Consider the following 11,385-nt stretch of genomic DNA (forward strand, 5'->3'; position numbering starts at 1 on the left):
ATAAGCGCGGGCGCCGCGTCGACTGTCAGTCGTCGAGCATCAGCCGCGCGCGCAGGCCGTCTGGGATGCGGCGGGCCCGGCCGCCGCCGACGCAGGCGACCTTGACGGCGGCAATGATCAGCACCTCCTCGCCGCGCAGCACGCGCTGTTCGACGTCCATCGTCGCGCCGCGCGCCTCGACGGAGCGGGTCTCGATCGTCAGCAGATCGTCCATCACGGCCGGGCGGAGGAAATCGATCGTCATCTTGCGCACGGCGAAGCCCAGCGCCGTCTCGCCGTCGAAGAGCTCGCGCTGCTCGACGCCGAGCGCGCGGATCAGTTCGGTGCGGCCGCGCTCCATGAAGCGCAGATAGGAGGCGTGATAGACGACGCCGGAGAAATCGGTGTCCTCGTAATAGACGCGGACCTCGATGCGATGGACCCTGCTCATGGTGCTCCGGAGCGGTTTCGAATGCTTGCCGCTGCCATAAACCAGGAGATGCGGCTTCGGAAAGGCTGGAACTGCTTTGCCGGCGGGACGTTGCCCGTTGCGTGACTACAGCAAGGGAGGATCTGTCATGGCGCAATCCAGCAAGGCGACCGCACGGCTGCTCGACAAGGCCGAGGCCGATCTCGTCGCCCGCAGCCAGCGCGGCACGATCGGGGCGCTCCCGGACGACGAATTGCGCGACCTCGCCGGCAAGCTGCGCGAGCGCCGCGACAAGGCGCGTGACGGGGCGCGGCGCCAGAAGCGCGAGATGCGCGGCAAGGCCGAGCCGAAGGGTGCGAAAGCCGCCACCGACAACACCGGCACCAAGGCCAAGGCCGACGCACTCACGGCGGCGCTGAAGCGGGTCGGTGCCGAGCGCACGCGGCGGGAGGAGAAGGCGAAGCTGCCGAGCCAGCGCAGCCTGGCGCGCAAGGCGCTCGCGCTCAAGCAGCGCCAGCGCGCGGCGGAGCGCCCCGCCAGCCGCACGGCCGGCAAGGGCATGCGGCCGGTGGAAAATAAGAAGGCGGCCAAATCCGGCGCACTGAACGACGCCGGTGCCCGGCCCGCGCTGATGCGCTCGAAGATCGCGCGGCAATCGTAGCGGTTATCGAGCCCTGCGGGCGCTCAGCGCTTGCAGGGCTTGCCCAGGAAGGAGCCGCAATCATAGGGCTGCGACAGCGCCTCGCGGATCGAATAGCTCTTGCCTTCGAAGCTGTTGACGATGTCGTCGATGCGCCAGCCGCCATGCTCGTTGACCATTTTGAACTCGACGACGACCGGTTTGCCGAAGCTGCGGAAATTCGCCATCACCGTCGCCTTGCCCGCGGCGACGGGGATCGTGTCGAAGCTCAGCTTCTTGATCTCGCCGTCCTGGCCGTTGAGGAAGGGATCGGCGCCGATCTGGCCCATGTCGCCGCTTTCCTCCTGATAGAGGTCATCGCGGGCCAAGAGCGCGGCCAAGCTCCTGCTCATCAGCTTGTCGCGATGCGGTGGGCGCCAAGCCGGCGGTGGGGCCTTGCCCTTCGCCGCGAGCACCTTGATCGTGATGGCATAGGCCTCCTCTACCGGGCCGCGGGGCACGTCGTCGCCGGCGCGGGCCGAGGCCACCACGAAGGCGGTGAAGGCCGTCAGGGCGAGTGCCAGTGTAAGATTGCGCAGGATCTGCATCACGCCTCGTCCTCGTCATTGCCGAAGAGGCCGAACTGCGCCGTCTCGCGCGAGGGCTCGGGCATGCCGAGATGGCGGAAGGCGTGGGGCGTCAATAAGCGCCCGCGCGGCGTGCGCTGGATGAAGCCCTGCTGGAGCAGGAAGGGCTCGATGATCTCCTCGATCGCGTCGCGCGGCTCGGAGAGCGAGGCGGCGATGGTCTCGATCCCGACCGGGCCGCCGCCGAAATTGACCGCGACCGTGGTGAGATAGCGCCGGTCCATCTGATCGAGGCCGATGGCGTCGACATCGAGCAGGGAGAGCGCCTTGTCGGCGACCTTGCGGGTGACGATCGGGTCGCCGTCTACGATGGCGAAATCGCGCACACGTCGCAGCAGGCGCCCGGCGATGCGAGGCGTGCCGCGGGAGCGCTTGGCGATCTCGTTGGCCCCGTCGTCGGACATCGGCACGCCGAGGACGCGGGCGCCGCGCGCGACGATGCCCTGCAGTTCCTCGACGGTGTAGAACTGCAGGCGAATCGGGATGCCGAAGCGGTCGCGCAAAGGCGTGGTCAGCAGGCCGGCGCGGGTGGTGGCGCCGACGAGGGTGAACTTCGGCAGGTCGATCTTGACCGAGCGCGCCGCTGGGCCTTCGCCGATGATCAGGTCGAGCTGGTAATCCTCCATCGCCGGATAGAGGATTTCCTCTACGGCCGGGTTGAGGCGGTGAATCTCATCGATGAAGAGCACGTCGCGCTCTTCGAGATTGGTGAGCTGGGCGGCGAGATCGCCGGCCTTGGCGATGACCGGGCCGGAGGTGGAGCGGAAATTGACGCCGAGCTCGCGCGACACGATCTGCGCCAGCGTCGTCTTGCCGAGGCCGGGCGGGCCGACGAAGAGGACATGGTCGAGCGCATCGCCGCGGCTTTTGGCGGCGTTGATGAAGACTTGGAGATTGGCGCGCGCGGCCGCCTGACCGGTGAAATCGGCGAGCGAGAGCGGCCGCAGCGAGGTCTCGCTGTCGTCGTCGCGGCGTTCGGCCGTCATCAGTCCGGAGCGCTTGGGTTCGCTCACAGCGTGATCTCCAGCTCGATGGCGTCGTGGATCGGAATGTCCTTGTATCCCGTCTTGATGATATCAGGCACGACCGAGCGATAGGCGTCGATCGCCTCGAGATAAAGCCCCGAGAGGCGGAAGCCGCGACGCTGGTAGAAAGTCATGCCGGGCATGTTGTCATTGGTCAGCATGGCCTTGAGCCGTTTGGCGCCGGCTTTGCGCGCCGCGAAGATGACCGCGTCCAACATCTGGATCGCGACGCCTTCGCCCGGCCGCAGCGAATGGAGGGCGCAGAGATAGGCGTTCTCGCCGCGCACCGTCCAGCTCGCGAGGGCGGCGGTGCGGCCCGATGGTTCGTAGAGGCCAAGCGCGTCGATCTCGGCGACGTCGTAGACGTGCAGGTCGATCATCATGCTCTGGGAGCCCCAGCTCGCCAGCATGATGCGGCAGAGCTCGGTCTTGTCGGTGACGATGCGCAGTTCGAGCTCTTCGGGCGCTTCGCTCACTTCGCCAGTTCCTTCAGGCCCAGCTTGATGAGCTGGGCGGTGCCGGCACCGTCGCCGGCTGCTTTCGCGGCAGCCGCCACGGCGGCGACCGCCTGGGCCTGAGGATAACCGAGATTGGCAAGCGCGGACACGGCGTCGGCGATCGGCTGCGGCAGCTTCCTGTCCTCCAGCGCGCCCGCGAGCTGCGCCACACCCGGATCGATATGGCCGAAGGCCGGGGCCTTGTCCTTGAGCTCGGCGCAGAGGCGCTGCGCCAGCTTGGGGCCGACGCCGGGGGCACGCGCGATTGCAGCCTTGTCGTTGGTGGCGATGGCGGTGGCCAGCGCGCCGGGCTCAAGCGTCGAGAGGATGGCGAGCGCGACCTTGGCGCCGACGCCCTGCACGACCTGCATCAGGCGGAACCAGTCGCGCTCGACATCGGACATGAAGCCGTAGAGGCGGATCGCATCCTCACGGACATGGGTCTCGATCGAGAGCGCAGCGGCCTCGCCGGGCTTGGGCAGGCGCTGGAGTGTGCGCGCCGAGCACTGCACGACATAGCCGACGCCCTGCACGTCGATGATGACGTGATCCTCGCCATAGGAATCGATCAGGCCCTTGAGCTTGCCGATCATCGTCTGGTTCCCCCGGCCACTGCCATCAGCCTGCCACGCGCATCTGCGCGACCAGCGCCTTCATGCCGCGATGCTGGGCATGGCAGATCGCGACGGCGAGCGCGTCCGCCGCATCGGCCGAGGAGGTCTCGGCCTTGGGCAGCAGCACGCGGATCATCGCCTGGACCTGCTTCTTGTCGGCATGGCCCACGCCGACCACGGTCTTCTTGACGAGGTTGGCGGCATATTCCGCGACATCAAGCCCCGCGAGCGCCGGCACGACCAGCGCGATACCGCGGGCCTGGCCGAGCTTCAGCGCCGATTGCGGATCGCGGTTGATGAAGGTTTCTTCTACGGCGGCCTCATGCGGGCGATGCGCGGCGAGGACCTTGTTCAGCCCCTCGTGCAATTGCCGCAGGCGCTGGCCGAGCGGAAGCGTGCCGTCGCTTTCGATGCAGCCGCAGGCGACGAAGGAGAGCTTGCTCCCCTCCGAAATCACGATGCCCCAGCCGGTTTTGCGGAGGCCGGGGTCGATGCCGAGGATGCGAATCGGAGGTGCCATAACGGGCTCAACCTAGCGGATGTTTCGGATTTGTCCCGCGCCGAGACGAGCGTGCGACCGGGCGGGATGAATTCCCCTGATCGATGACATCAAAAAGGAAAGTTGTTCTTGCTGCCGACCGGCGGGCATGGTTCGCCGCAACGTTCTCCTCACGCCGGCTTCATGTCCTTCACGCTGTCTTCCTTCATGCCGGGCCTCACGGTTGACGGTATCGCCGTCCTGCTGGCCGCGACCTTGATCGGCGGGCTCGTGCGCGGCTTCACCGGCTTCGGCTTTGCCATGGTGTTCATGCCCTTGGCCTCGGTCATCCTGGGCCCCGTCGCGGCGCTCGGCCTGATCTGGTTCATCGACCTGCCTTTCGCTCTCCCGCTTGCCGCGCGCAGCGCCCGCCAGGCCGAGTGGCGTGAGATCCTGCCGCTGCTCCTGACGGCGACGCTTGCGCTGCCCGCCGGCATCTGGCTGCTGATCTGGCTCGATCGCGAGACGATGCGCTGGGTGCTGGCTTCGCTCGTGCTGATTGCGGTCGCGTTGATGGCGTCGGGCTGGCGCTATCACGGGCGGCCGACGATCCCGCTCTCGCTTGGGGTCGGTGCGCTGTCGGGGCTGTTCAACGGCATGGCCTCGATCGGCGGCATGCCGCTTGCGGTGTTCTGGCTCGGCGCGCAGCGCAACGACCGGCACAAGACGCGGGCCAACCTGCAGACCTTCTTCGGTATCTCGACGCTGATCAGCGGCACGATGCTGTGGTGGAAGGGCATCCTGACCGTCGGCGCGCTGATGATGGCGGTGCCGCTCTTCGCGATCTACGGCATCGGGCTCTGGGCCGGCACGCATGGCTTCCGGCTGGCCTCGGAGGAGACGTTCCGGCGCGGCGCCTATCTGGTGATCTTCCTGAGCGCGCTGATCAGCCTGCCGCTCTGGGATACGGTGCTCGGGCGGTAGCCAAAGGCCGTGCCGTCAGGCTCGCCCTTGTGGCGGGCATTCCTGTCTTGAAACCATCTTCGACAGGCAAAACGCAAATGGCCGGGGCAAGCCCGGCCATGATGGAGATGGTACTGGCGCTCTCTCAGGCGCTGAGCTTGGCCATGATGTCGTCGGCGATCTCGAAATTGGCGAAGACGTTCTGGACGTCGTCGTCGTTGTCGAGGGCCTCCATCAGCCGCATCATCGAGGCGGCCTTCTCCTCGTCGAGCGGGGCCGAAGTCGTCGGCCGCCAGACCGGCTTGGCCGAAGCCGGCGCGCCAAGCGAGGCTTCGAGCGCCTTGGAGACCTCGTTCAGCGCATCGAAGGCGCAGAGGATGGTGTGGCCGTTCTCGTCCGAGATCACGTCGTCGGCGCCGGCTTCGATCGCCGCTTCCATCACCTTGTCGGCATCGCCGGCCTCCGGCGGATAGCTGATCTCGCCGACGCGGTTGAACATGAAGGAGACGGAGTTGCTCTCGCCGAGCGCGCCGCCCGATTTGGTGAAGTAGGAGCGCACGGCGGAGGCGGTGCGGTTGCGGTTGTCGGTCAGTGCCTCGACGATGACGGCCGCGCCGCCCGGGCCGTAGCCCTCGTAGCGAACCTCGTCATAATTGTCGCCTTCGCCGCCGGCCGCCTTGTTGATGGCGCGCTGGATATTGTCCTTCGGCATGTTCTCGGCGCGCGCGGCGAGCACCGCCATGCGCAGGCGCGGGTTCATGTTGACGTCGGGCATGCCCATCTTGGCGGCGACGGTGATTTCGCGGGCCAGTTTCGAGAACAGCTTGGAGCGCACGGCATCCTGCTTGCCCTTGCGGTGCATGATGTTCTTGAACTGTGAATGGCCGGCCATGGGAGCTCGTTACCTTCAAAGGTTGCGGCGGAAAGCGCTGGAAGCCGGCCTTATAGGCGCCGGCTCCGCCCGCGTGCAAGCGTTGCGCGCAGTCAAATACGTCAGGAAATCCAGGCTTCCGGCACGGCTTGGCTGAGATGCGGGCCGACACGCACGGCCCAGACCGCTTTGGCGAGGCCGGTGGCGTCGTCGATATCGACAGCGACGCCGGAGAGCGTGCCTTCGCCCGTCGCCGGCTCCAGCCGCGCGCCCGGCACTTTCTGCAGGAAGCGGCGCACCGGCTCGTCTTTCTGCATGCCGAGCACGGAATCATAGTCGCCGCACATGCCGGCATCGGATTGATAGGCCGTGCCGCCCGGCAGGATGCGGGTATCCGAGGTCGGCGCGTGGGTGTGGGTTCCGACGACGAGGCTGGCGCGGCCATCTAAGAAATAGCCCATGGCCTGCTTTTCGCTGGTCGCTTCGGCATGGACATCGACGATGACGGCATCCGCCACTTCGCCGAGCGGGCAAGCCGACAATTCGCGCTCGACCGCGGCGAAGGGGTCGTCGAGCGGGTCCATGAACAGGCGGCCCATGACGTTGACCACGAGGACGCGGGCGCCGTTGCGGGCCTCCACCACGGCGGCGCCGCGGCCGGGCGTGCCGGGCGGATAATTGGCCGGGCGGACCAGCCGGTCCTGGCGGGTGATGAAGACGAGGGCCTCGCGCTGGTCCCAGGAATGGTTGCCCAGCGTCACGACATCGGCGCCGGCGGCGAGGATCTCGTCGCAGATCGCCTCGGTGATGCCGAAGCCGCCGGCCGAATTCTCGCCGTTGATGATGACGCAGTCGAGCTTCCAGGCCTCGCGCAAGGCGGGCAGCCGCTCCTGAACCGCAATCCGGCCGGGGCGGCCGACGATGTCGCCGAGAAAGAGAAGACGCATGAAATTGACCTGAAAACCACGAAGGCTCTCTCCCTTGCGCGAAGGCGCGCGGGAATCAACCGCAGCGAAGGGTTTCGCGTTCGGTCACGATCCAGTCGAGGCGCCGGTCATGCGGCTCGTCCGGCACGGCGTCGATCTCCTGCGCGGCATAGCCGATGCCGATGCTGATGGTGGGAGCGAGCTCCGTGAGGGCCCGGTCGTAATAGCCCTTGCCGTAGCCGATGCGGTAGCCGCGCCGGTCGAAGGCGGCGAGCGGGACGAGCAGGATCGTCGGCTTCACCTCCGGCTCGGCGGGGGAGGGTACGAGCGTGCCAAAGCCGCCGGGGACGATCGGCTCATAGGGTGCCCATCGCCGGAAGATCATGCGCTTCTCGACGATCGCGGGCAGGCAGAGCGGAAGGCCGCGCTGATGCAGCGTTTCGAGGATAGGACGTGGATCGGCCTCCGAGCGCATCGGCCAATAGGCCGAGACAGGGCCGGTGCTACCCTTCCACACCGGCAGGGCCAGCGCATGCGCGGCGATATCGCCATCCCATTCGAGCCGATTGTCGAGATCAAGCGCGTCGCGGCGGCAAAGCGCCTCAGCGCGGAGGATCGCCTTGCGCGGGGAGGGCGTGACCTGCGTGTCGGACGTCATCGTCATAAGGGCTGCGGAGCCACCTCGGCCGTGGAGTTTTGAATCCCGGGACACCTACTAAAGTAGGTGGGCGCCGTGTGTCCGGTTCCGATGGATCCGGTCAGGGACAGCTCCCTAGGGAGTCGTATGGGCCCGGGGAATGCTGTCTCTCACGCACCAGGCAGCCCCGCTTCCTGAATGTAGGGAAGGCGCCGGCAAAGCGCCAGAGGTTCTTTTGCGTTTGCACATCGTTGCCCCTGGCGCGCCCTGTGGGCGGGCCGGCCATGAAAACGTTCATATTTTGGCCGCGGTGCGCTGATGTTATAGACATGCGCGCGACATGTACGGAAACCGGTTTCAACGATGCTTCGTTCTCTCCTAGCCCGCCATCTTTTCCGCCCGGGGCTGGCCGCTTTGGCGCTCTCGGCGGCGCTTGCCGGCGGTGCCGTGCCGGCCTCGGCGCAGGATGCCGCCGATCTGCTCGTCCGCACGACGCGGCTGGAGAATCAGCTGCGCCAGATGTCCGGCCAGATCGAGCAGCTCCAGTTCGAGAACAAGCGGCTGACCGACCAGCTCAGCCGCTTCCAGCAAGACGTCGATTTCCGCCTGAACGAGAAGGGCGGTGGCGGGCGACCGAACGCGGCCACGCCCGGCCCGACCGGCGCGCCGCCTGCCGGCGCAGCGCCTCAGCGCCAGCGCCGCGGCGATGCCTTCGACCCGACGATGCAGCACGGTGCGGCCGGCGCGCCCCAGCAACTCGGCGGCGGGGCGATTGCCGGTATCATCGAGGATGATTACGCGGGCGGCCCGGCGACGGGGCAGCCGCTTGACCTGCAGGGCGTCGGGCGCCCGGTGCCCCAGGGCGGGCTGCCGCAGGACAGGCCGCGCGGCGCGAGCGTTGCCGCCGCGAGCGGTCCGCAGAGCGCCAAGGATGCCTATGACCTCGCCTTCGCCTCGCTCCAGCGCAAGGAGTACGAGCAGGCCGAGATGGGCTTCCGCCAGTTCCTCCAGAGCTATCCGCGCGACCGGCAGGCGGTCGATGCGACCTACTGGCTCGGCGAGAGCTATCTGCAGCGCCAGCGCTACCGCGAGGCGGCCGAGCAGTTCCTGAAGATCTCGCGGGAATCGCCGAAGGCCGCCAAGGCGCCGGAGAGCCTGCTCAAGCTCGGCATGTCCCTTAACGGGCTCGGCGCGAAGGAGCAGGCCTGCGCCACCTATGCCAAGGTCGGCGTCGACTATCCCTCTGCTTCCAATTCCGTGCGCCAGGGTATCGCCCGCGAACGCCGTCGCTCCGGCTGCGCTTGAGCGCGGCTCCGGCCGAGAACGATTTTACGCCGGTCTCGCTTGCCGAGGCCGGCGTTGTCTTTGAGGGGCTGTCGCATGAGGCGGCCTTGCTGGTCGCAGTCTCTGGCGGGCCGGATTCGGTGGCGCTGTTGGCGCTTCTGGCCGCCTGGGTCCAGATGCCGGACCGGCCGCCTCTTCACGCGGCGACGGTCGACCATGGCCTGCGCCCGGAATCAGCGGGCGAAGCTGCCGCGGTGGCAGCGCTCTGTGCAAAACTTGGCGTCGGTCATGCAATCCTGCGCTGGGAGGGGCTGAAACCGGCAAGCGGTGTGCAGGCGGAGGCTCGGCGTGCCCGCTATGCCCTGCTCGCGAACGAAGCACGGCGGCTCGGCGGCGCGACGCTGGTCACGGCGCATACGCTCGACGATCAGGCCGAGACCATGCTGATGCGGCTCGCCCATGGCTCGGGGGCATCGGGGTTGGCCGGCATGCGAGAGCGAAGCGAGGTTACCGGCATCGCGCTGGTCAGACCGCTGCTCGGCATTTCCAAGGCGCGGCTCATCGCGACGGCAGAGGCGCGCGGGCTGCCTTTCGTCCGCGATCCCAGCAACAGCGATCCGCGCTTCGAGCGCGTGCGCTGGCGCGAGACCATGCCGGTTCTGGCGGAGCAGGGACTGACGGCTGAACGGTTCGGGCGATTGGCTGAGCGGATGGCGCGTCTGGACGCAGCTGCTGCCCAGCGGGCTCGCATCGTGCTGGCGGAGATGGTGTTGCCGGCCGGAACAGCGCAAGCCGGGTTGCGCCTGCGCTTTTCCACGTTGATCTCGGAGCCGGACGAGATCGTGTTGCGGGTTCTGGCACTGTCGCTCGATGCGGTCGTGCCGGGAGGAGAGGGGCATGGCCGGCTGGAGCGGCTCGAGGCGTGCGGGGCGGCTCTGACGGAGGCTGCGCGCGCAGGTTCCGCGCTGCGGCGGACCTTGTCGGGCTGCGTTCTCTCGCTCGGTCGGGACGGCGTCCTGGCGCTGCAAGTGGAGCCGCCGCGCAGACGGGGCGTTCACTCTTCGGCGTCATAGTGCCGCCACGCCGTTGCTTTCCCTTGGCAAGGGCGTGTGCGACACCTAAATTGGTCATCGGGAAACTCAAGGCCTCATCCGGTTGGTCCGGCAGGCCCGATCGGACTGGGAATGAATCCGAATTTTCGAAATTTCGCCCTCTGGGTGGTGATCTTCTTGCTGGTCCTGGCGCTCGTCACTCTGTTCCAGAGCCCGAGCCAGCGTACCAGCACCAATGAAATCCCCTATAGCCAGCTGATCAACGAGGCCGAGGCCGGACGCGTGTCGAACGTCGTCGTCGCCGGCCAGGAGATTTCCGGCTCCTTCTCGGATGGTCGCAGCTTCGTGACCTATGCGCCCTATGGCGACCCGAACCTCTTGAAGACCATGGCCCAGAAGGGCGTGCAGGTCTCGGCCAAGGCGCCGTCTGAGGGCACGCCCTGGTTCATGGCACTCCTGGTCAATTCGCTGCCCTTCGTCATCTTCATCGGCCTGTGGATCTTCATGTCCCGCCAGATGCAGAACGGCGCCGGCCGGGCGATGGGCTTCGGCAAGTCCAAGGCCAAGCTCCTGACCGAGGCGCATGGCCGCGTCACCTTCGAGGATGTCGCGGGTATCGACGAGGCCAAGGAAGACCTGCAGGAGATCGTCGAGTTCCTGCGCGACCCGCAGAAGTTCCAGCGGCTGGGCGGGCGCATCCCGCGCGGCGTGCTGCTCGTCGGCCCTCCCGGCACGGGTAAGACGCTCACGGCGCGTGCCGTCGCCGGCGAGGCCAATGTACCGTTCTTCACGATCTCGGGCTCGGACTTCGTTGAGATGTTCGTCGGCGTCGGCGCGAGCCGCGTGCGCGACATGTTCGAGCAGGCGAAGAAGAACGCGCCTTGCATCATCTTCATCGACGAGATCGACGCGGTCGGCCGTCATCGCGGCGCCGGCCTCGGCGGCGGCAATGACGAGCGCGAGCAGACGCTGAACCAGCTCCTCGTCGAGATGGACGGCTTCGAGCCGAACGAGGGCGTGATCATCATCGCCGCGACCAACCGTCCCGACGTGCTCGATCCCGCGCTGCTGCGTCCGGGCCGCTTCGACCGCCAGATCGTCGTCCCGAACCCGGACGTCGCCGGCCGCGAGAAGATCCTGCGCGTCCATGTCCGCAAGGTGCCGATGGCGCCGGATGTCGACCTCAAGGTGCTCGCTCGCGGCACGCCTGGCTTCTCCGGCGCGGACCTGATGAACCTCGTCAATGAGGCGGCGCTGCTCGCGGCCCGCCGCGGCAAGCGCATGGTCACCCATGTCGAGTTCGAGGATGCCAAGGACAAGGTCATGATGGGCGCCGAGCGCAAGTCGATGGCCATGTCCGAGG

Annotated in this window: 14 protein-coding genes and 1 other RNA gene; 5 read left to right on the forward strand and 10 right to left on the reverse strand. The window is 67.4% G+C overall.

Features of this window, described 5'->3' with window-relative positions; genetic code table 11:
* Positions 1–25: 25 nt before the first annotated feature.
* The gene (ybgC, locus tag Q0Q36_RS21015; RefSeq protein ID WP_293801124.1) at positions 26–430 is read right to left on the reverse strand and encodes a tol-pal system-associated acyl-CoA thioesterase; all 405 of its coding nucleotides are present in this window, start codon (positions 428–430) and stop codon (positions 26–28) included.
* A 127-nt stretch (positions 431–557) separates the two neighbouring features.
* Here ybgC and Q0Q36_RS21020 point away from each other — a divergent pair, with 127 nt between their 5' ends.
* Complete coding sequence (locus Q0Q36_RS21020) at positions 558–1,070, forward strand: hypothetical protein (RefSeq protein ID WP_293801126.1); 513 nt, start codon at positions 558–560, stop codon at positions 1,068–1,070.
* Positions 1,071–1,093: 23 nt separating this feature from the next.
* Here the strand turns inward: Q0Q36_RS21020 and Q0Q36_RS21025 are convergent, their stop codons facing one another.
* Genes Q0Q36_RS21025 through ruvC form a run of 5 tightly spaced genes read right to left on the reverse strand, consistent with a single transcriptional unit; the run spans position 1,094 to position 4,331 of the window.
* A complete protein-coding gene (locus tag Q0Q36_RS21025) occupies positions 1,094–1,636 on the reverse strand; it encodes a DUF3828 domain-containing protein (RefSeq protein ID WP_293801148.1) in 543 nt (180 codons plus the stop codon).
* On the reverse strand, positions 1,636–2,661 hold the full coding sequence (ruvB, locus tag Q0Q36_RS21030; protein WP_293801150.1) for a Holliday junction branch migration DNA helicase RuvB: 1,026 nt from the start codon (positions 2,659–2,661) through the stop codon (positions 1,636–1,638). Before ruvB ends, Q0Q36_RS21025 begins: the two co-directional genes overlap by 1 nt.
* Before the next feature lie 23 nt (positions 2,662–2,684).
* A complete protein-coding gene (locus Q0Q36_RS21035; protein ID WP_293801127.1) occupies positions 2,685–3,176 on the reverse strand; it encodes a hypothetical protein in 492 nt (163 codons plus the stop codon).
* The gene (gene ruvA, locus Q0Q36_RS21040; RefSeq protein WP_293801129.1) at positions 3,173–3,790 is read right to left on the reverse strand and encodes a Holliday junction branch migration protein RuvA; all 618 of its coding nucleotides are present in this window, start codon (positions 3,788–3,790) and stop codon (positions 3,173–3,175) included. The genes Q0Q36_RS21035 and ruvA overlap by 4 nt, the downstream gene beginning before the upstream one ends.
* Before the next feature lie 25 nt (positions 3,791–3,815).
* On the reverse strand, positions 3,816–4,331 hold the full coding sequence (gene ruvC, locus Q0Q36_RS21045; protein WP_293801131.1) for a crossover junction endodeoxyribonuclease RuvC: 516 nt from the start codon (positions 4,329–4,331) through the stop codon (positions 3,816–3,818).
* A 108-nt stretch (positions 4,332–4,439) separates the two neighbouring features.
* Between ruvC and Q0Q36_RS21050 the strand changes: the two genes are divergently transcribed.
* Positions 4,440–5,273, forward strand: coding sequence for a sulfite exporter TauE/SafE family protein (locus tag Q0Q36_RS21050; RefSeq protein ID WP_293801133.1), 834 nt, complete (start codon positions 4,440–4,442; stop codon positions 5,271–5,273).
* 124 nt (positions 5,274–5,397) lie between these two features.
* Here Q0Q36_RS21050 and Q0Q36_RS21055 read toward each other — a convergent pair whose 3' ends face one another.
* From Q0Q36_RS21055 to ssrS, 4 genes are all read right to left on the reverse strand, one after another.
* Positions 5,398–6,144, reverse strand: coding sequence for a YebC/PmpR family DNA-binding transcriptional regulator (locus Q0Q36_RS21055; protein WP_293801135.1), 747 nt, complete (start codon positions 6,142–6,144; stop codon positions 5,398–5,400).
* A 101-nt stretch (positions 6,145–6,245) separates the two neighbouring features.
* On the reverse strand, positions 6,246–7,070 hold the full coding sequence (locus tag Q0Q36_RS21060) for a TIGR00282 family metallophosphoesterase (protein ID WP_293801137.1): 825 nt from the start codon (positions 7,068–7,070) through the stop codon (positions 6,246–6,248).
* Positions 7,071–7,125: 55 nt separating this feature from the next.
* Complete coding sequence (locus Q0Q36_RS21065; protein WP_293801139.1) at positions 7,126–7,713, reverse strand: 5-formyltetrahydrofolate cyclo-ligase; 588 nt, start codon at positions 7,711–7,713, stop codon at positions 7,126–7,128.
* A 6-nt stretch (positions 7,714–7,719) separates the two neighbouring features.
* Positions 7,720–7,877: non-coding RNA, 6S RNA (gene ssrS, locus Q0Q36_RS21070), on the reverse strand.
* Between the two features lie 172 nt (positions 7,878–8,049).
* Here ssrS and ybgF point away from each other — a divergent pair.
* The 3 genes from ybgF to ftsH all read left to right on the forward strand — a co-directional run.
* Positions 8,050–8,991, forward strand: a complete 942-nt coding sequence (gene ybgF / locus Q0Q36_RS21075) for a tol-pal system protein YbgF (RefSeq protein WP_293801141.1) — start codon at positions 8,050–8,052, stop codon at positions 8,989–8,991.
* Positions 8,988–10,043 carry a tRNA lysidine(34) synthetase TilS gene (tilS, locus tag Q0Q36_RS21080; protein WP_293801143.1) on the forward strand — a complete coding sequence of 352 codons (1,056 nt, stop codon included), beginning with the start codon at positions 8,988–8,990 and terminating at the stop codon, positions 10,041–10,043. The genes ybgF and tilS overlap by 4 nt, the downstream gene beginning before the upstream one ends.
* Before the next feature lie 111 nt (positions 10,044–10,154).
* A partial coding sequence (gene ftsH / locus Q0Q36_RS21085) for an ATP-dependent zinc metalloprotease FtsH (protein WP_293801145.1) occupies positions 10,155–11,385 on the forward strand: 1,231 nt, incomplete at its 3' end.

Source organism: uncultured Allobosea sp., assembly GCF_945957345.1.
GTDB lineage: Bacteria > Pseudomonadota > Alphaproteobacteria > Rhizobiales > Beijerinckiaceae > Allobosea.

Bases quoted from the DNA above. Each gene is read 5' to 3' on its own strand.
- ybgC (WP_293801124.1), bottom strand. From the start codon at position 430: ATGAGCAGGGTCCATCGCATCGAGGTCCGCGTCTATTACGAGGACACC.
- Q0Q36_RS21020 (WP_293801126.1), top strand. From the start codon at position 558: ATGGCGCAATCCAGCAAGGCGACCGCACGGCTGCTCGACAAGGCCGAG.
- Q0Q36_RS21025 (WP_293801148.1), bottom strand. From the start codon at position 1,636: ATGCAGATCCTGCGCAATCTTACACTGGCACTCGCCCTGACGGCCTTC.
- ruvB (WP_293801150.1), bottom strand. From the start codon at position 2,661: ATGACGGCCGAACGCCGCGACGACGACAGCGAGACCTCGCTGCGGCCG.
- ruvA (WP_293801129.1), bottom strand. From the start codon at position 3,790: ATGATCGGCAAGCTCAAGGGCCTGATCGATTCCTATGGCGAGGATCAC.
- ruvC (WP_293801131.1), bottom strand. From the start codon at position 4,331: ATGGCACCTCCGATTCGCATCCTCGGCATCGACCCCGGCCTCCGCAAA.
- Q0Q36_RS21055 (WP_293801135.1), bottom strand. From the start codon at position 6,144: ATGGCCGGCCATTCACAGTTCAAGAACATCATGCACCGCAAGGGCAAG.
- Q0Q36_RS21060 (WP_293801137.1), bottom strand. From the start codon at position 7,070: ATGCGTCTTCTCTTTCTCGGCGACATCGTCGGCCGCCCCGGCCGGATT.
- Q0Q36_RS21065 (WP_293801139.1), bottom strand. From the start codon at position 7,713: ATGACGATGACGTCCGACACGCAGGTCACGCCCTCCCCGCGCAAGGCG.
- ybgF (WP_293801141.1), top strand. From the start codon at position 8,050: ATGCTTCGTTCTCTCCTAGCCCGCCATCTTTTCCGCCCGGGGCTGGCC.